This window comes from Erwinia sp. INIA01 (assembly GCF_025947915.1).
Lineage (GTDB): Bacteria > Pseudomonadota > Gammaproteobacteria > Enterobacterales > Enterobacteriaceae > Erwinia > Erwinia coffeiphila.
In genome coordinates this window covers 64,678-83,370 of record NZ_JAPDNC010000001.1, presented here as the reverse complement: position 1 = coordinate 83,370, position 18,693 = coordinate 64,678, and the positions used below count along the sequence as shown (strand labels likewise).

19 protein-coding genes and 1 pseudogene are annotated in these 18,693 nt (G+C 57.4%); 7 read left to right on the top strand and 13 right to left on the bottom strand.

Going from position 1 to position 18,693, the window contains the following annotated elements; all coding sequences use genetic code 11:
- Positions 1-46: 46 nt before the first annotated feature.
- From OMR58_RS00375 to OMR58_RS00330, 10 genes are all read right to left on the bottom strand, one after another.
- Positions 47-865, bottom strand: a complete 819-nt coding sequence (locus tag OMR58_RS00375; RefSeq protein ID WP_105591742.1) for a transporter substrate-binding domain-containing protein — start codon at positions 863-865, stop codon at positions 47-49.
- Between the two features lie 21 nt (positions 866-886).
- A complete protein-coding gene (locus OMR58_RS00370; RefSeq protein WP_105591741.1) occupies positions 887-1,624 on the bottom strand; it encodes an amino acid ABC transporter ATP-binding protein in 738 nt (245 codons plus the stop codon).
- Positions 1,625-1,666: 42 nt separating this feature from the next.
- A complete protein-coding gene (locus tag OMR58_RS00365) occupies positions 1,667-2,233 on the bottom strand; it encodes a peroxidase-related enzyme (protein WP_105591740.1) in 567 nt (188 codons plus the stop codon).
- Complete coding sequence (locus OMR58_RS00360; protein ID WP_264545065.1) at positions 2,230-2,712, bottom strand: hypothetical protein; 483 nt, start codon at positions 2,710-2,712, stop codon at positions 2,230-2,232. The genes OMR58_RS00365 and OMR58_RS00360 overlap by 4 nt, the downstream gene beginning before the upstream one ends.
- A complete protein-coding gene (locus tag OMR58_RS00355; RefSeq protein ID WP_264545064.1) occupies positions 2,709-4,178 on the bottom strand; it encodes an NAD(P)-binding domain-containing protein in 1,470 nt (489 codons plus the stop codon). The genes OMR58_RS00360 and OMR58_RS00355 overlap by 4 nt, the downstream gene beginning before the upstream one ends.
- A gap of 290 nt (positions 4,179-4,468) precedes the next feature.
- On the bottom strand, positions 4,469-5,431 hold the full coding sequence (locus OMR58_RS00350; RefSeq protein ID WP_264545063.1) for a LysR family transcriptional regulator: 963 nt from the start codon (positions 5,429-5,431) through the stop codon (positions 4,469-4,471).
- 4 nt (positions 5,432-5,435) lie between these two features.
- Positions 5,436-6,323 (bottom strand): sugar-binding transcriptional regulator, encoded by an 888-nt coding sequence (locus OMR58_RS00345; protein WP_200544953.1) that lies wholly within the window; start codon positions 6,321-6,323, stop codon positions 5,436-5,438.
- A gap of 83 nt (positions 6,324-6,406) precedes the next feature.
- On the bottom strand, positions 6,407-7,420 hold the full coding sequence (locus OMR58_RS00340; RefSeq protein WP_264545062.1) for a hypothetical protein: 1,014 nt from the start codon (positions 7,418-7,420) through the stop codon (positions 6,407-6,409).
- A gap of 12 nt (positions 7,421-7,432) precedes the next feature.
- A complete protein-coding gene (locus OMR58_RS00335) occupies positions 7,433-8,932 on the bottom strand; it encodes an FGGY-family carbohydrate kinase (RefSeq protein WP_264545061.1) in 1,500 nt (499 codons plus the stop codon).
- A gap of 5 nt (positions 8,933-8,937) precedes the next feature.
- On the bottom strand, positions 8,938-10,608 hold the full coding sequence (locus OMR58_RS00330; protein ID WP_264545060.1) for a glycerol-3-phosphate dehydrogenase/oxidase: 1,671 nt from the start codon (positions 10,606-10,608) through the stop codon (positions 8,938-8,940).
- 202 nt (positions 10,609-10,810) lie between these two features.
- Between OMR58_RS00330 and OMR58_RS00325 the strand changes: the two genes are divergently transcribed.
- Positions 10,811-11,944, top strand: a complete 1,134-nt coding sequence (locus OMR58_RS00325; protein ID WP_264545059.1) for an MFS transporter — start codon at positions 10,811-10,813, stop codon at positions 11,942-11,944.
- 191 nt (positions 11,945-12,135) lie between these two features.
- On the opposite strand, the gene OMR58_RS00320 is transcribed toward OMR58_RS00325, so the two are convergent.
- Positions 12,136-12,867: an HPP family protein gene (locus OMR58_RS00320; protein ID WP_264545058.1), complete on the bottom strand. Its 732-nt coding sequence runs from the start codon at positions 12,865-12,867 to the stop codon at positions 12,136-12,138.
- 177 nt (positions 12,868-13,044) lie between these two features.
- On the opposite strand from OMR58_RS00320, the gene OMR58_RS00315 reads away from it, so the two are divergent.
- Positions 13,045-13,452 carry an Exc2 family lipoprotein gene (locus OMR58_RS00315; RefSeq protein WP_105591731.1) on the top strand — a complete coding sequence of 136 codons (408 nt, stop codon included), beginning with the start codon at positions 13,045-13,047 and terminating at the stop codon, positions 13,450-13,452.
- A 96-nt stretch (positions 13,453-13,548) separates the two neighbouring features.
- Here the strand turns inward: OMR58_RS00315 and zigA are convergent, their stop codons facing one another.
- Positions 13,549-14,769, bottom strand: a complete 1,221-nt coding sequence (gene zigA, locus OMR58_RS00310) for a zinc metallochaperone GTPase ZigA (RefSeq protein ID WP_264545057.1) — start codon at positions 14,767-14,769, stop codon at positions 13,549-13,551.
- A 342-nt stretch (positions 14,770-15,111) separates the two neighbouring features.
- Here zigA and OMR58_RS00305 point away from each other — a divergent pair, with 342 nt between their 5' ends.
- The 4 genes and pseudogenes from OMR58_RS00305 to nadS all read left to right on the top strand — a co-directional run.
- Positions 15,112-15,804 (top strand): hypothetical protein, encoded by a 693-nt coding sequence (locus tag OMR58_RS00305; RefSeq protein ID WP_264545056.1) that lies wholly within the window; start codon positions 15,112-15,114, stop codon positions 15,802-15,804.
- 5 nt (positions 15,805-15,809) lie between these two features.
- Complete coding sequence (locus OMR58_RS00300) at positions 15,810-15,995, top strand: hypothetical protein (RefSeq protein WP_264545055.1); 186 nt, start codon at positions 15,810-15,812, stop codon at positions 15,993-15,995.
- A gap of 18 nt (positions 15,996-16,013) precedes the next feature.
- The gene (locus OMR58_RS00295; protein ID WP_264545054.1) at positions 16,014-16,493 is read left to right on the top strand and encodes an Hcp family type VI secretion system effector; all 480 of its coding nucleotides are present in this window, start codon (positions 16,014-16,016) and stop codon (positions 16,491-16,493) included.
- Positions 16,494-16,543: 50 nt separating this feature from the next.
- Positions 16,544-16,669 (top strand): annotated as a pseudogene (nadS, locus tag OMR58_RS00290) (NadS family protein); the annotation flags it as partial.
- A gap of 56 nt (positions 16,670-16,725) precedes the next feature.
- Here nadS and OMR58_RS00285 read toward each other — a convergent pair.
- Positions 16,726-17,319, bottom strand: a complete 594-nt coding sequence (locus tag OMR58_RS00285) for a TetR/AcrR family transcriptional regulator (protein ID WP_105591729.1) — start codon at positions 17,317-17,319, stop codon at positions 16,726-16,728.
- A gap of 133 nt (positions 17,320-17,452) precedes the next feature.
- Between OMR58_RS00285 and OMR58_RS00280 the strand changes: the two genes are divergently transcribed.
- Positions 17,453-18,646: an MFS transporter gene (locus tag OMR58_RS00280; RefSeq protein ID WP_264545053.1), complete on the top strand. Its 1,194-nt coding sequence runs from the start codon at positions 17,453-17,455 to the stop codon at positions 18,644-18,646.
- Positions 18,647-18,693: the final 47 nt, after the last annotated feature.

Here is an 18,693-nt window from a genome sequence, read left to right as displayed (position 1 = left end):
TTCAGCCGGTATGCCCGGCTGAAAACCTCGGGTTAAAGCGGAGGCGTTATTTGATGTACTTGCTGACGTCTTCGCCAAACCATTTCACCGACAGCTTATCCAGCGTGCCGTCATCCTTCAGCTCTTTCAGCGCCTTGCTGATGTCATCGCTCAGGACTTTGTTCTCATCCGATTTGTGGATCAGCGCGTAAGTGTTGTTGATCACCACCGGCTCGCTGGCCACGATGTTCAGCTTCTGGTTGTCGATAACCGTCTGCTCGCCGAGGTTGGAAGGCAGGATCAGCGCATCGTATTTGCCGTTCTGAACTTCTTTCAGGCGATCCGGGTAAGGGATACCGGCGCTGGAGGCTTTGATATCAATCTTGTCGGCCGGGTTTTCCTGCTGCCACTGGGTGATGAACTTGTACACGCCGCCACCGGCGGTGACCGGTACGATTTTCTTGCCGACCAGCCCTTTCATATCGTCGATCTTGTCGTCTTTACGGCTGTAGATTTTCATCAGACTGGCACCCATCGGGCTGTCCGGGATCAGGAACTGCTTGCTGCGCGCGGGCGCTTTGTAATAGCCGCCGGTGGCCATATCGTATTTCCCGGTGACCAACCCGGTTTCCTGCGCGATATCCGCCGCGCCTTCCATCACAAACTTGTACTGCGGCAGCTTCGCGTTCACCGCCTTCAGCACGTCCGGCTCGTAGCCCTGCGGCTCCACGCCAATCGCACCCCAGGAGAGCGGCTTGGATTCTGCGGCGGTGGCGATTTTAATGGTGCGAACGGACTCTGCGTAGCTGGCTCCGGCGGCGGTCATCGCCAGCGTGACGGCAACCGGCAGGGCCAGGCGGCGTAAAACAGTTTTGAATGCAGGCATGTCTTCGTTTCCTTTTAATTATTAGATGATGCGTTCAGCGTTAAGGAATTGCGCAAGTCGTGGCGTTGACGGGTTGTCAAAGATTTCCGCCGGGCTGCCTTCTGCGGCCACCACGCCCTGATCCATAAATACAATTCGGTTCGAGATATTTTTGGCAAACTGCATTTCGTGCGTCACCAGCAGCGAGGTAATGCCGGAAGACGTCACATCTTTAATCACCTTCAGCACTTCACCCACCAGTTCCGGGTCCAGCGATGAGGTGGGTTCATCAAACAAAATCACGTCCGGGCGAACCGCCAGCGCGCGGGCGATGCCGGTACGCTGTAGCTGCCCGCCGGAAAGCTGAGACGGGTAATTGTCGAGCCTGGTCGACAGGCCAACCCGATCCAGTTCCTGACGGGCGATTTCCCGCGCTTCCTCTTTCGATTTGCGCTGAACCACTATCAGAGGGTCCATGACGTTTTCCAGTACCGTCATATTCTTAAAGACGTTGAACTGCTGGAACACCATGGCGGTACGCAGGCGGATAGCCTGAATTGCCGCTTTATCCGCCGCGCGATAATCCATGCGGATATCGTCGAAGGTGATGGTGCCGGAGGACGGTTTCGCCAGATAGTTAATGCAGCGCAGCAGCGTGGTTTTACCGGTGCCGCTCGGGCCGATAATCGACACCACATCGCCACGATTTACCGAAAGGTTGACGCCTTTCAGGATCGGGGTGCTGCCGTAAGAGAGCGTAATATCGTTAAGTTCAAGCATGGAATTCAGTGTCCTCTCGGCTATGCCGGGCGCAGAACGGGTTTATTTTTCCACCCCGGCATGGCCGAGGACGTGCATCAGGCGATTCGCCCAGCCAAAAATGGCGGTGGCGTGGATCAGGTCGATAATTTCGCGATCGTTCATACCCACTTCGCGCAGCGCCGCCACATCTTCCGGCGTGGCTTCCGACGGCGTGACCGACAGGCGGCGGGCAAAGCGATAAATTGCCGCATCGCGCGGGCCGAGCTGGTCTTCGCGGTGGTAATACAGGGCGCTGACCAGCGCGTTATCTTTGCGCAGCTGCGCGTGGCGGCGGGCGTGAACCACGGCGCAGTATTTGCAGCCGTTGACCAGCGATGCGCCCAGCGCACCCAGCTCGCGGTCGGCGCGGTCCAGGCCGCCTTCCACGTACATAATGGCGTTAAACAGCAGCGTGCGGGCCACGTAGCTTTCCGGGTCGTGCGCCAGAGTGCGCACGTACTCCGACACCTTCTTGTTTGACGGCGTGACCTGCATGGCGGCCAGCTGTTCCGGGGTGGCATCGGCCAGTTCAACCGGGGCGATCCACGGGTGCCAGCTCAGCGGTTTCAGGGTAACGGACGGGATCATTCGGACCTCATCAGACGCAGACCCGCGGCGACGCGCGTCTGGAAATTCACAAAGGCAATCAGTTCAGACAGCGCCACAATCTGCGGATTATTCAGCCCGGCCTGCTCAAGCCGCCGGATCGCGTCGGCGTCGGCGCGGTCAGGGCTCAGGGTAATCAGGTCGCTGTGGCGGCCCAGCGTTGCCAGTGGTTCCGGCAGCGCAGACTCCCCGGCGGCCAGCGCCAGCAGCGATCCATCCGGCTGCTGTTCTGCCAGCAGCGCATCGTATTCGGCAATCAGCGGGCTATCGCTATTCAGTGCTGCGATGCGGCGGGCCAGTGCCAGGCGCAGTGCCGCATTCAGCCCCAGATCGTGTTCGGGCGTCAGTACGGAGCGGCGGCAGGCTTCTGCGCCGTCAACAAATTCGGTACGGAAGCGACGGGCGTGGAACAGCGCATCGTCCGGCTTCAGCCCGGCGGCTTTATCTATGGCGTCGATCACAACGCATTCTCCTTTTTCAGCAGAGGTGAGGCATCCACCCACTCGTCGCCCTGCAGTTCTGGGGTGTCGTAAGCCTGTAAACTGGCGTAATGGCTGACGACGTCTTCGGCAAACAGCGACGCGGTAATCCCGCGCACCAGCCGCTCGGCCCCGGCGCTAACCGCCGGAATATCGCCGGACACCTTGCCGTGCGTCAGCATGGCGGCATCGTTAAAGCAGTAAATCTGGGCAAGCTGCGGGCAGCTTCCCGGTACTTTCTCGCGGAACTCGAAGTCCGGCCCGAGGTCGGGCGCGTCCAGCATGCTGGCGCGCGGGGTGCCCATTTCCGGCGTGTAGCGGCCGTCAGACCAGCTGCGGATAAACGGGGCAACGGCGGCGAACTCAGGCCGGCCGTTAAAATCGTTGGCAAAACCGGTGGCGGCAATCAAAAAGTCGTAATGCTTCTCGCCCTGAGTGGTGGTAATCGCCAGGCCTTCACCTTCTTCTCGCACCGCCTTGATTCCGCAGTTCAGGTAGAAGTGCGCCTGCGGGTGGCGGGAAACGCGCAGCGTGGAGGATCGCGGCGGCGGCGTCTGCGAAGCGGAGGTGTAGTCAACGAACTTCCACTTCCAGTCGTCCGCCAGGCGGTGCATACCGTGAACCACGCCCTGACTGCCGATGCCGGTCATTTTATTGATGCGCGGCATTTCAGCACGGCGGATCAGCATATCTACCGCAGCGGCACCGGCCTCCAGCGCCGTGGCGGCGTTATCCATTGAGGATGCGCCCGCACCGATCACCGCCACGCTTTTCCCGCTCAGCGCCGCGAAGTCGATATCGTCAGCGGAGTGCGCCCAGAAGCGGCGATCGACGCCCTGCAGGAAGTCAGGAACGGCAGCCCCGCCCAGACCGGAGCGTCCGGTGGCCAGCACCAGCCGACGGGTATAAATTCGCCCGGTTTCGGCACCGGTGAGGTCCAGCGCAATCAGGTCGTCGATTGGGGTGATGGCGGTAATGCGAACGTTGTTACGCACCGGCAGATCCAGCACCTGGCGATACCACACCAGGTAATCCATCCACTGATTTTTCGGGATTTTATCCAGTTCCTGCCAGGCCTCTGCGCCCCACTGGGCGGTAAACCAGGCGCGGAAAGTCAGCTGCGGCAAACCGAGCGCCGGGCCGTGCAGCGTTTTTGGCGAGCGCAGGGTTTCCATGCGGGCGAAGGTGATCCACGGGCCTTCCTCTCCGGCCGGAGCGGCATCGTAGGCCACCACGTTGCTGATGCCGGTGAACAGCAGCTTCGCCGTAGCCGCCAGGCCGCACATCCCGGCCCCGATCACCACCACGTCGCGCACGGTTTCACCTTGCAGGGTGCGCGGAGGCACCCAGGATTTTGCCGGAAGTTCAAGCAGTTCAAGATCGGATCGGAGCCGCTCTTCCAGAGCCTGAAGGCCGATCGCCGTTACTGGTGCAGCAGAATGCGTCATGGGTATTTTCCTGAATGCTATCTTCCCCGGGCGGTGGGCAGCCTGCCTGTAAAACCCCGGATAGCGTCAATTTTTATTATTCAAAAAAAGCATGATTAAGCAGTAAGAATTAGATATTCACATAATCATTCGCAATCGTTGGATAATCCTCCGCGCTATGATTTGTGTCAAGAAAGTGCTTACATTTCGAACGACGGATTTCTTATATCTTATGCCGAAATTGATATATAGACGGGTTTGGGAAGGTAAAAGCAGCGGCGCATTCCTGAAGGAGACGCGCCGTGTAGCGATCAGCTGTCCTGATTGATCAGCCGCATCACGCGCGGGTGCTCAGCGGCAGGCAGCTGCTGGAAACCGGGCAGCAGCGTGGCGGCCGCGGTGGCCAGCGCGCTGACCAGCGACTGTGCGGCGCTGGAAAGCGGCCGCCCCTGCGGGGTGATCACGCCGAAGAAATAGGGGATTTCTTCCTCAAGCGGGCGAATCGCCACGCCCGCCAGCGGCATGCCCCAGGCAGTAACCGGCTCCAGGATGGCTACGCCCAGCCCGGCGCGCACGCAGGAAAGGATATTGGCGGAGGAGTTAGTTTCGATGGTTTCGTGCAGCGGCGTTTTCAGCTTTTTAAGCGCTTTTTCAAAGCGGCCGCGCAGGCGCAGCGGGTTCCACGGCGCAATCAGCCGCCGCCCGGCCAGATCGCCAAGCGTGACCTGTTCCTGCGCCGCCAGCGGGTCGTCCTGCGGCAGCGCCACCGCGCAGCGCGACTGGCCGATCCAGTGCAGTTCCACCGCGTGATGCTCCAGCGGCAGGCTGCACAGCGCAATGTCGGCTTCGCCTGAGATAACCGCGTGCGCCGTGTGCTCGGCGGATTCACTGATAATCTGCACCTTGTTTTGCAGGCTCAGCGAGGCCAGCGCCAGCGGCAGCAGCCCCGCCGCCAGCGCGGGCGTGGCGGCGATATGCAGCGGGCGGTGCTGCTGGCTGCCAATTTCCTGCGCCCGCAGGCGGATCTGCTGTAGCGACAGCAGCGCTTTTTGCACGTACTGATGCAGCTGTAGCGCTTCCGAGGTGGGGTGGATGCGCGGCCCGTTGCGGATAAACAGCGGATAGCCCAGCGACTGCTCCAAATCCTGAATCAGCCGTGAAACTGCGGGCTGTGAGCGATCCAGCGCTTTTGCCGCCGCCGTCACGCTTCCGGCGGAAATCACCGCGGCGAAGGCTTCCAGCTGCTTTAAATCCAAATCCTGCAGTGGCGTCACGGCTTCACTCCTGTGCCAGGATGGCTTCGGCCAGCAGCGTATCAATCACCAGCGTGTTGGCAAAGCCGCCCTTCAGCGCGGCAACGATGGCGGTAAGCTTATCCAGCCCCGAAGCCACCAGCAGGCCGTTCATCTGGCGCAGGGTATCCAGCTCAATGCCGATCACGCGATCGTCCACCTCGCCGAGCAGCGGCTGCCCTTCACTGTCAATAAAGCGACCGGCAATAATCCCCGCCGCGCCGTGGGCAACGTAGCGTTCAACTTCTTTTTCGGTAACGATTTTAAACTGGGTGACGTGGCCGTCCGGGGTGCAGGGGCTGACGGTGAAAATGGCTTTATTACAGCGGGTCAGATGCTGTAGCTGTTCGGCGATAATCGGCTCTTCGCGCAGCAGGCGGGCCAGTTCGTTGTTGCTGCACACGGCGGGTGCGTTGAGCGTAACGCATAACGCGCTAAGCCGGTGGGCTATTTCAATCGAGCAGCGTTCGGCGGTGGGCAGCAGCGGGTTGGACATCGCCCCGATCAGCTGCCGTACCGTCAGATTTTCAATCGGCCAGTACGGCACCTTATCCGAGATCAGGCTCAGCGTTGAACCCCAGCTCACGCCGAGCTGATCGCCAGGCTCAAGGAAATCAAGCAGAACATGCGCAGCCGCTTCGCACACTTCGTTAAACCGACTTTCGTCCGACAGACCGTCAGCGGGAATAACAAAGGCATCGTCCAGAGAAAAACGCTCCGCAAGACGGTCAGCAAGATCGTTGGTGCGGAAGTGCTCACCGCTTAACCTTACCGAGACAATCTCCCGCGTTTTGGCCAGCCTGAGGTAGTTAATCACCGTCAGGCGGGACAGCTTCATGCGGGTGGCGATTTCGCTTTGCGTCAGGTTTTTCACGTAATAGAGCCATGCCGCTTCGGCAATGATCCTGTCTGACGGCGACGTACTCTTAGGCTGCGTCTTGATATCCTTGCTCCTGGTTAGGTTAAATCTGACCGGAGCACATCTTCCGTTATCTCGCTATCGGTTTCAAGATGACGATCGGCACGCAGGCCTAATCGTTGTAAATCCGCATGATAGCCGCGCACGGCTTCCAGCGAGGTGGCTTCGCGATCCACCACCCGGCGCATCCAGTTCACCATGGTCGGCTGATGCTCCGCGCCGTTGATCTTGCGGCCAAACAGTGCCAGCCTGCCGCCGCGCCGTTCTGCCTGCGCCAGCAGTTCAAAGGTATCGCGATGTGTACCCTGCCCACCGCCGAGCACGCCCACCACCACCGACGGATCGTGGCTGACCAGCTCTTCCAGCGCCTGCGGGCCGTTATAGGCCACTTTAAGAAACTCCGGGCGCTCTGCACGGGTCAGCGAGGCCAGCGTGCGGATAATGCAGTCGTTAATAAACGCCGGAGTATCCCGGGCGCTGAGCCCGGTATCCACGTTCGGGTTAAACACCTCCAGGAAGTGCATAATTCCGTGCGAGCGGGCGTCAGCGCGGAAGCGTGCGTATGCTTCCAGCGAGGCGACATCGTGTCGCGCATCATTGATCCAGGTCAGCGAGTAAAGGCAAATCGGCGCGCTGGCAAACTCCAGCGCCGCGCCGCGATACGGCAGCGGGGCAAACTCGCGGTAGCGGCCGCCGCGCAGCCCGACCCAGGCATCGGTGGCTTCATTGCCGCGAAACGCCGCCAGCATCCGGCTGCCCTCGAAAGCACCCTCTTCCTTCAACTGCTCCATGGTGGCGGTAGAGGTCAGCATGATATCCAGCGTATCCTGCTGGATCAGATCGCGGATCTGCTGATGGAATTCAGGCCGGGTGCGCAAACCCGCAGCGGCACCGCTGCCGTCGCGGCGATAGCCCATTGCGGTTACACCTGCGGCCAGATCGCCGTCTTTGGCATCGGCCAGCATAAAATCACCCGAACGATATTCACCGCGACGGATACGATCGATTTTTTCAGCAAATCGCGTGGTTTGAAACGGTAGTAACGAACTCATTTTTTACCCTTATCAGTAATCGGAAGGTTGAACGTCAAGCAGCGCTTTGATTCCCTGGTCGAGGCGCGTGAATTCCCGGTAGCGGGCCTGCAGTACCGCCACATTTTCGGCAACGGGTTCATGGCGGCGCAGAATGCGGCTCATGGCGGCAGTAGCCTGCTCCAGCGAGGTATAAATCCCGCCCGCCACGGCGGCACAGATCGCCGCGCCCAGCGCGCCGACCTCCGGCGTATCCACCACCTCAACCGGACGGTTACAGGTATCGGCGAAGATCTGCGCCCACAGCGGTGAACGCGCCGCCCCGCCGGTCAGACGGATAGCCTCCGGCCAGGTACCGTCGGTGTGAACCAGCAGCGCTTCGGCGTGGCGGCGGTGCTCAAACGCCACACCTTCGCAGATGGCGCGAATCATCGAAGCCTCGTTGTCCGTGGCGCGCAGGCGCATAAAGCTGCCCTGGTACGGATCGGGGCCGTGGATATACGGCATAAAGAAGCAGCGCTGGCTGTCAACCGGGCAGCCTGCAGCGATATTCATCGCTTCGTCTACGCCGATCCGGTTGCCCAGCGCGTGTTTGAGATACCAGCCTAAATTGGCGGCCGATGACGGGCTGCCTTCGGCGACCAGTCTGGCTGCACCGTCGCGGTAGAGCATATTCAGCAGCGGATAGTTCTCGCTTATCGGGCGCGGCACTTCGATGGCGTTAATCGCCCAGGTACCGGCAATAAACACCATACGGTCCGGCGAAGTAACGCCCGCGCCCAGTGCGCAGGAGGCCACATCCATCATGCTACCGGCGACCGGAATGCCCTCGCGCAGCCCGGTCAGCTGGGCAATCCCGGCGGTGATCCGCCCGCCGATGGCGGAGCTGTTGACCACCGGCGGCAGCTTCTCCGTCAGCGGTCGATGGCCCAGCAGTTCGAATGCCTCCACGGAATAGTCCTGCCTGTCGAGATTCATCAGTCCGCCGCCGCTGGCATCGGACGGATCGGTCAGCGCCTCCTGTGTCAGGCAGAAACGAATGAAATCCTTGCAGGCCAGGCCCCAGCGGGTTTTCGCCATCACCGCAGGCTCATTCTCCGCCAGCCCGGCCAGCTGGATCAGCGTCTGGCCGCCCCATGGACGGTGGCCGTTTTCATCACTTAACGCACGGTCCTGCCCGGCGGCAATGGTGCGATCGGCAATCGGCTGGGCGCGATGATCCACCGAGACAATGCCGGGACGGGTGGGCTGTCCATGCTGGTCAACGAGGAAGATGCCGTTGCCGAAACCGGTACAGCCAACGGCAACCACCCGTCCGGCGGTATCGCCTTCCAGCACGTCGCGGATGGCGGTGAGCGTGGCCTGCCAGAAGGCATCACCGTCGCGTTCTACCCGGCCATCCGGATAGTGTTCGGTGGTCACTTCGGCGTTGCGGTGGCTGACCAGACGCCCCGTGCTGTCAAACAGCGCCACTTTAACGGCGGTGCCACCGGCATCGATGGCGAGAACGAGAGGTAAGTAGGATGCAGACATAATTATTATTTTCCATTCCAGAGAATGCGGGGATCGGCGGCGCAGCCCTGTGACTGCGTTTGCGCCCATAAATCATCATGGCCCAGCGTTTCGGCCATAATGTCAGCGATGTTGTCGAGCGTGCAGGTTGAAAGGCGTCCGGTCATGACGATATTTGTTCGGCGCAGGATCATATCCTCCAGATTAAGGGTCATACGGTTGCGGGTCAGCCAGATGATTTCGCGGCGCGAGTAGCCCGGCGCATCGGTAACCGGCGCATCCTCCTGCTGGCCACAAAACGCCGCGACTTCGCGGGCCACGGTGCCGTAGCGGCTATAAAGCTCTTTCGTTCGCTGGGTGGTCAGTCCGCTATCCTGCGCCAGCTGCACCACATCCAGAGTGCCCGCTCCCGGGTAGGCGCGATCGGCGGTACTGGCCGTTCGCTGTCGCCCCAGCAGGTTGAGCACGCTGTTGGCCGCCATTTCGGCAAACGAGCGGAAGGTGGTCCATTTTCCCCCGACCAGCGAGATAACCGGCGTACTGCCCGCGCGGTCTTCAAACAGAGCATGATCGCGGGCGGCCTGCGTCGCGCTGCCGTTGCCCGCCTGCAACGGGCGGATGCCGCTGGTGACCGCGACAATGTGTTCCCGGGTCAGGGTGATATCGTCAAACAGGTGATTCAGTGACGACAGCAGATAGTTCACTTCATCATCCACCACCTGGCGGTCCTGCGGATCGTCGGTTTCCACCTCGGTGGTGCCGATCAGCGTTACGTCCTGCACCGGCATACAGACCACCATCCGTCCGCGCCCGTCGTCAAAATAGAATGACCGACCGCCCATACGCCCGTGAAGCTGAGGATGGCGCAGCACCAGATGCGCGCCCTTTACGCCACGGACGCGGGTTGCGTCGATGCCCAGCTGCGAATTGACCCGGTCAATGGCCGAACCGGCGGCATTAATAATGACTCGGGGCCGCAATTCTGCCGTCTCGCCGCTCAGCGGATCGGTAACGGTAATACGTCCATCCTGCATGTATTGCCAGCGGATGTGATTCACTGCGGTTACGCCCTCAATACGGCTGGCGGCCTCCAGCATTTCAAAGACCAGCGCTTCCGGGCCGGTGATTTGCCCGTCGTAATAGCTGATCACCGAACGCACGGCTTTAGGCAAGCCTTGCGGAAAGTTCCTGCCGCTGAGAACCACTTTATGATGCGGCAGCGCACGGCGGATCGCCCCAAAACGTTCGTAGGCCAACAGGCCACTTTTCAACGCCACGAAACTGAGTGGACCGGGGCTGCGGGAAAAGCCAAAAAAGCGCAGCGCCGTGCCCGGCAGCCCTTTCACCCAGTGACGTACCGGCACCACCACCTCCAGCGGTTTCACCAGATGGGATGCGTCGTGCAGCAGCATATTACGCTCCCGCGCCGATTCCCGGACCAGATCGAACTCGCGATTCTCCAGGTAGCGCAGCCCGCCGTGAGCCATACGGCTTGACGCACTGCTGGCCCCGGCGCAGAAATCCCCACTGTCGATCAGCGTTGCCGAAATGCCGTTGAGGGACAGATCCCGCAGCAACCCCACCCCATTGACACCCCCACCAATCACCAGCACGTCCGGCACCGGGTTCGCTTTCAGCTTTACCCAGGCTTCCTGACGGCGAGTCTGCGATTGATCCCTACTTTCAGAACTCAACATGCGATCTGCCTCACGAAACTTTGATTATTAAACACGTCGTACGCATTACATATGTCAATAACGATAGACTAATGTCAATATCGATGTAACAGTAATGTGAAGAAAAAACACCTGCCCGCGGGATTTCACCACCCGACAGCCGCAGGTTTTTTTCTTCTTACCTACTGAAAAACAACGAAAACCTGCATAACTTTGGAGTGAAATGATGGATAGAGTGAAAAATTACGGGCTGCTGCTGAGCGGAAGCATCATTGCCTTTGTACTAATGGGGGCCGGGCAATCGCTGATGGGGCCGGTGCTGCCGGAGTTCCGCCAGATGTTCGATCTGACCATTGCTTCAGCCAGCATGGTGGTGACTGCTCAATGGGTCGGCGCGTTAATTGGCGTTATCGCACTGTTTTTCGCTGGTAAGCGCGACTGGACAGCGCTGGCCTTTACCCTGCTGGTGGTGGGTGCGGCGCTGATGGCGTTTCATCTGAACTGGCCGCTGACGCTGCTGGGATCGCTGGCGTTTGGAGCAGGTTACGGTGCCAGTCTGGCGCTGGTGAATACCCGCCTGCTTGACGCCTTTGGCAAAAAGGGGCCGTCGATGGTCAGCCTGGTCAACGCCCTGTTCGGCGGCGGTGCCATTGTCGCCCCGCTGGTGTTTGTGGCGCTGGCGCGCAATCCGCAGCTGTGCTTCGGCATTCTGGCTGTCGGGCTGGTCCTGCCGCTGCTGTTGTCGTTCCGTTTTCCAAAAACGCACGCGGCAGAAGAAACGGCTCAGGGTAATAGCGGTTTCACACTCTCGGTGCCGACGCTGCTGGTGGGCGCATCGGGTACGGCGATTGAGGCCTGCCTGATCGGACTGGGTCCGGTGATCCTGGTAGCGGGGAATTTCAGCGACACGGCGGCGGCCAGCGCGCTTTCGCTGTTCTTTGTCTTTTTCCTCAGCGGGCGTATTGCGCTGAGCTTTGTCGGCCATCGCCTGCCGGCCGCGCCGATGCTGATCGGCGGCTTTGTCGGTGGCGCTGTGCTGCTGGCCTGCGCCGGGAGTGGGATCGCCCCGACGCTGACCTATCCGCTGGCGGGCTTCTTTATCGGCAGCATCTTCCCGAACTTCTTTGTGTTTGGTTCGGCGCGGATGGGCAACGACCCGCGCACCGGCTCTATTATCGTGACCGCAGCACTGGCCGGAGGCGTGGCCGGGCCGCTGATTGTGGGACAGGTGATGGCAAATCTGCCGCCGCTGACGCCGTTCTGGCTGCTGGCAGGCTACAGCGCGTTTGTTGCGCTGTGTGGTCTGCGCATTCTGAAGACCAGGACGGCATCGCCGCTGCCCGTCGCCGGGAAATAAGATTTTGTGATGGTTGATAATTCTGCTGCCGATAGCCTGATGACCGTGGTTTCAAGCTTCGCGTTAGAAAGTGAACCAGAAGGGTACTGCCGTTTATCGGAAGGGGTACGCAGTGGAATGCCCGCCTGGCAGTAAAGTAGCGGACAGATGAGCAGACCAGGTATCCCCGCGTACTGCGGGGATACCTTCTGTTACGCGGGCGAGCGGCTTAGCTGCCGACGTTCGGCGATCTTCTCGGCGTGCAGCAGCACTTCCTGCAGATCGCCTTCATCGATATCGAGCAGCTGGCCTGCCAGCAGTGCCTCATGCAGGTCGTCACGGGTAATCGATACGGTGATGTCAACCGGCGACGGCGCGGGTTCCGCAGCGGCCAGCGGGTGCGGATAGCGACGCCCGGCAAGGTTGTTGAACAGAATGGCCAGCAGCGCCAGCGACACCGAATTCAGCAGGACCGGGGTAAACGCAAACTCGTAGCCCGTGCTGTGGATGCCCGGCCCGCCGAGCACGGCGGTCAGCGCCACGGCCCCACCGGGCGGATGCAGGCAGCGCAGCTTAAACATCAGTGCAATTGCCAGGCACGCCGCCACACCACAGGCAATGGCCGGATTGTCGATCCACATCCCGACGGTCACCCCGGTCAGGGCGGAGATAAAATTACCGCCAACGATCGACCACGGCTGGGCCAGCGGGCTGTTGGGTACGCCAAATAATAAAACGGCCGAGGCCCCCACCGGGGCGACAAACCATAAGTTAACCTCACCCAGCACCCAGTGGCTGAACAGGCTGGTGATCGCCAGCCCGATACCGGCACCGATACTGGCAAGAACCATCTGCTTTCTGGCAACCGCCAGCGGATGGGGTTTCAGGCGACCGAAGAAAATTCGAACCTTCGCGAGAAGATTATCTGGAGTGGAGTGATTCATAGCGCAGGTGACTAATCCATAGAAAATTCTTATATTATGAGCGGGCGATTCTCCTCCGATTACGCCCCGCAGACAACCTGCAAAAAAGTAAGGTTTTTCATATTCAACCGACCGGTTTTCGGCTACGGTATTTTTTTATCTTTATAAAATCGCTGTGTTATTTTTCAAGGAGCTGTAATGCGTCGTTTCGTACTGAAGGGATTTATGCTGATGTTAGTGGGGTCTTTGGCCGCCTGCAGTCAGTCCACGGATAGCGTCACCGCCCACACCAAAAGTTATGTTTTTAAAGCCAAAAACGATTTTGACCCCAATTACACCACCCAGATTTCCGGCACTATCCAGTTAATGAAGCCTGTTTTTAAAACGTTTTATGATGACGGGGTAAAAGATCGTCAGGCGGGGATGACGCGCGAACAGGCGCTGCTGAAAGCGGAAAACTTCAGAAAAGAAAAATCCTCAGAAAAGATGGAAAGCCAGCATACCTTTATTAACAGCAGCTATACCAGTTCGCTGAGCGACAAGCAGCGGGCGCTGTTTATTAATGAGGCGATGGGAACCTATCTGGACGGTTTTGACGGCCGCTGATCGAAAACCACTGCGGTGCCGGGGCCAGACCCGGCGATTCATCTGGCCCCGACGAGCCGCCTTTAGCCAGCGGCTCGCTACCCTGACGGAAGCAGGTCAGTTAAACCAGTGCGGCAGCGGATCGGGCAAATGAACCCAGCTACGTGGCCCGGCAGCCAGTTCGCTGTCGGTCAGCAGAGCCGCATTCAGCTGGCGGCGCAGTTCCCCCTCATCCATCTGCATGCCGATAAACACCAGTTCCTGTCGTGCATCGCCCACCCCATCCTGCCAGTGCTGCATAATCCAGCGGAGGGATTCTTCATCCTGCGGCCAGCGATCGCGCGGTACGCCTACCCACCAGCGGCCCGCCATCTCCTGGCGCGACACACCACCGGCCTGTGACCAGCTACCGGCAAATTCCGGCCGGCTTGCCAGCCAGAAATAGCCTTTGGAACGCACGACCCCCGGCAGTTCGCCGCTGAAAAATTCCCAAAAGCGCTGAGGGTGGAACGGTCTGCGCGCGCGCCAGACAAAATTGCTGATACCGTACTCTTCCGTCTCCGGCACGTGGGTGCCGCGCAGCTCCTGCATCCAGCCGGGAGCCTGCGACGCTTCGGCAAAGTCAAACAGGCCGGTATTCAATACTTTTTCCAGCGGCACCTGGCCGAAACGAGCGATTTCAATACGTGCGCGGGGATTGAGGCTGCGCAGGATACCGGTAAGCTGTTCGCGCTGCTTTTCACTGATCAGATCGGTTTTGTTGATAATCAGCACGTCACAGAATTCGATTTGCTCGATGAGCAGGTCGACCACCGAACGTTCGTCGAATTCGCCGAGCGACTCGCCGCGGGATTCAATGCTGTCGCGTGATTGATAGTCGCGCAGGAAGTTAAAACCATCAACCACCGTCACCATGGTATCCAGCCGCGCCACCGCCGACAGGCTTTCGCCGCTGTCGTCTTCAAAGGTGAAGGTTTCCGCCACCGGCAGCGGTTCGGAGATGCCGGTGGATTCAATCACCAGCTGGTCGAAGCGGTTTTCCCGCGCCAGGCGGTTGACCTCCAGAAGCAGGTCTTCACGCAGCGTGCAGCAGATACAGCCGTTGCTCATCTCGACCAGCTTTTCATCGGTGCGGGAGAGATCGGCTCCGCCGTCGCGGACCAGTGCGGCATCGATATTGACTTCAGACATATCGTTGACGATAACCGCGACGCGTCTGCCCTCGCGGTTATTGAGAATATGGTTGAGCAGCGTGGTTTTACCCGCGCCCAGAAAGCCGGAAAGCACGGTAACCGGCAGGCGACCATCACGATCGGTGTTGATGCGTTGTTGTGACATAGTGACATCCTCAGGTGCGTTAACGCGGAGATGAACGGGCGTTAAACCGTATCCCTTATGGGGTATTTGTTATGTTATAACATAACAATTGAGTGTGTCATATGTTTATTGAAAAACGCCGCGTGCGGGGATTTGTCTGGACTGCGTGGTGTACATTGTATGTCCTGAATTTCTATGTACCTCGACGAGGAAAAAACGGACCGGGATACTGAAAACAGGGTGAAAAATGAATTTTTTTGAAGAACTAAAAACCTCTCTGGAAGAGGCCGTAGAAATAAAAAAAGGTAACAAAGCGCAAATAGCTTATGCAAGTTAAAGGATAAAAAACTAAAGGATCTGGTTATGTACTATAGTGATGCAATTGTCAGTAAAATGTTAAATGATAACGCTCTTGCCAAAAAGCTGGATAGCGCCTTTGTCGGCGTTAAAGAGCAGGTTATCGAACAGGCGACCAGAATTCAGGATGGTGCTGCCAGAATGGCCTATTACATTTCTTGCTTCACTGATAACTATCAGGATGTTTGCTCAAAATTAAAAAAAGAGGATGTGCGCTTTTTTGAAGCATTATATCATTTCGTTAAGTATCGGAGGATGATTTCAGAACTCATTCATATATATGTTGAGTTGATTTTAAAAAACAAAACGCCGCAACAAATGGAATATATTAAACGCTCATTAATGAGAATGAATGTGAATATTTCCACAAGTTCTTTAACTACTCAATCATTTGCTATAGGCGTTACCATGGTAATATGCCTTGGCTCTAATGTAAGTACCGGAATTGTCGGGAAGGTGAGTAAAGTCTCAGGTCTTTCTGTTGCAGCATTAAATCTCTATGGATATATTCAGGAAGCGGCTGAAAGTGCCGAGCGGTTACAAATCATGCATCCGGAATATTACCAGGCATTGTATATCAGAAAAGTGGAGATGATGTATTTCCTTGTTGAGCCTGTTTTTCTTAAGGCGAACTTTTTCATGAAAAATCTTTCATCAGACGATGATATTGCTAACGTAATATTTCTCATGGCCAGGTAGATATCATGATTGATTTGTTAAAAAAGTGGTTAAAAAACCAACTGCTATTCTTTCTTTGGGTATATTTCCCTATAATATTAACTGTAATTTTTGGGGTTTTTATGGCTCATTTTTTCCCCCATATTGCAATGCAGGCAATAGGGGTTTTCTTTGTCTTGATGTTGGTTGCTGTTTTTTTCTGCTCTCGATAAATTTAAAAGGATGTTAAAATGTCAACCCCAGCTTATATTTGGTTAACAGATGAAAATGGATCGCCCGTAGTCGGTGGATGTTTAATACCAACGCGAATTGGTTCAATTGAATTAAAGTCACTTACACATAATGTTTCCATACCTGTATCCCCTAACACAGGAAAACTTACCGGAACAAGAATCCATTCACCTATTGCAGTGCAAAAAGAGTTCGATAAAACCACACCAATTCTATTTCGCGCGCTGTGTGAAGGTCGAAGCTTTAAATCAGCAACAATAAAAATGTATCGAATTTTGGATGCAGGGATTGAGAGTGAGTATTTTAATATTTTTTTGGAGAATGTTAAAATTACAACAATTTCACCGTATTTATACCAAAATGGAATGACCAGTACACATATGGAAAATATTGAGCTACGTTATGAAACCATTACCTGGAAACATACGGATGGTAATATTATATACCGAGACACATGGAACGAATATGCTACAGCGTAAGGTATGAATGGTTGGCAGCAGCGCTTCTGACGATTACTACGCTTCTGACTGGGATCAGCGTTGAAACCAATAAAAGCTGGGAGTCTAAACGACGGAACCCAACCGGGCTGGCAGCAAAAGTTTTAGCTGCTATTCAGGCAAATCCCGCCCTTTTTGATGAGCTGGCTGCACATTAGTCGGGCATGTTCCCCTGCTCCACATCTGTCATTCTTTATCGTTGTTACGGCCCGCATTAGCGGGCACGTTTAGCCAGTAAACCCCGCAGCAGCAGCGCCAGCGCTTCACTACTCTGCGCCAGGCGGGCGTCGCTATCCTCTCCTTCCGCGATCCAGAATGCGGCTTCGGCCAGGCTGCCGTAAATCAGAGAGGCCAGCGCCTGCGGATTCGCTTCGGCTATCACGCCCTGAGCAATCAGTTGGCCAATCAACCGCTGCATGGCGTCAACGCAGTGGCGCTGTGATTCCTGAGACGGTCCACCCAGCACGGAACGGGCATCGCGCAGGACAATACGCTGATATTCAGGCTCCAGCGCCATGGTCAGATAGGCATTGCACCGATGGGTAAACCCCTGCCAGCCATCTTCAGCCGTGCTGGAAATCGTCTCCAGCCGCGCGTCCATTTCTGCATCGATCTGCTCAACCACCGCCGCGAGCAGTCCCTTTTTATCGCCGAAATGATGATAAAGCGCCCCCCGGGTTAGCCCTGCCTGCCCGGTCAGATCGTCCATCACCGTATCAGCATAGCCGACCTCGCTAAAAACCTTTCGCGCCGTTGATATCAGCGCGGCACGGGTTTCTTCCATCTCTGCGCGCGTACGTCGCACCATAACCCTCTCCTTCAGCTAACGAGTTTTGATTGTTTACATACGTGGCGTATGAATATATGCTTTTTCATACGCCACGTATGTATTATGTCTGCAGCCGTTTTTCGTGGCAAGCGGATGCATTATGGAGAAGGAAATGATCGCCACTTATCGTGAGTTATTTGCTGCACCGGGCACACGGGCTTTTACCCTCGCCGGAATACTGGCAAGGCTTCCGCTGCCGATGACGGGTATTGGTATCATCGTCATGCTATCGCAGTCCGGTGGCAGCTACGCACTTGCCGGGGCCGTTTCTGCAACTTTTGTTTTGACCTATGCGCTGATATCACCGCAGATTTCCCGTCTGGTGGACCGTTACGGCCAGCGCCGGGTGCTGCCTGCTGCCACGGCAGTCAGTTCGCTGGGCTTTTTAACTCTCTCAGTGAACAGCCTGTGGCAGGATACGGCATGGCTGATGTTCGCTGGCGCAATGCTCACCGGATTTATGCCTGCGGTCTCGGCGATGATCCGCACTCGCTGGACGGCTCTCTATCGTGGGCGACCACTGTTACAGACGGCCTATTCACTGGAAACGGTGCTGGATGAACTCTCTTTTATCGCGGGTCCGCCGCTGGCGGTGGCGCTCGGAGTGATAGTGCAGCCCCAGACCGCTTTGCTTGTGGCTATGTTACTGCTGATCGTCGGCATAGCCGCGCTGCTTGCTCAGCGAGTAACCGAGCCGCCGCAAATCTCACCTGATATCAACGGCGGCAGCCAGGCTCTTATCCATCTCCCGACGGTACGCTTACTGGCCATTTTAATGATGGCGATGGGCGTTATCGTTGGCACCATCGACATCGTCAGTGTGGCTTTTGCCACCGAACAGGGGCAGCCCGCTCTGGCCAGCCTGGTTTTGTCTGCGTATGCGTTGGGATCGTGTTTTACCGGGCTGTTGTTTGGCACGCTCAAACTGCAAGCCACTCTGAATCAACAGCTGGTGTTCGGTGGGCTGGGGACCGCTTTAGCCACTCTGCCGCTGATAATGGCAGGTAGCATCCTTTCCCTGACCGCAGCGGTCCTGCTCTCCGGTCTGTTTTTCGCCCCAACGATGATCGTCGCGATGTCACAGGTTGAGCGCACCGTGCCCGAACATCGTGTAACCGAAGGGATGGCCTGGCTGCTTGCCGGGTTGAATATTGGAGTTGCACTCGGCGCGGCAGTGGCGGGACAGGTACTCAATCATGGCACGCCTTCACAAGGGTTTAGCGTAGCGGTGGGTGCCGCAGGGGTAATTCTTGCCGTCGTTTTTTATGGCTTTCGCCGCCCGGAGCCTGCTGTCACCGGTGAATAAGTACGAGCGGGTTAACGATGAAATCAACTGATTCTGATAAGGAAAAC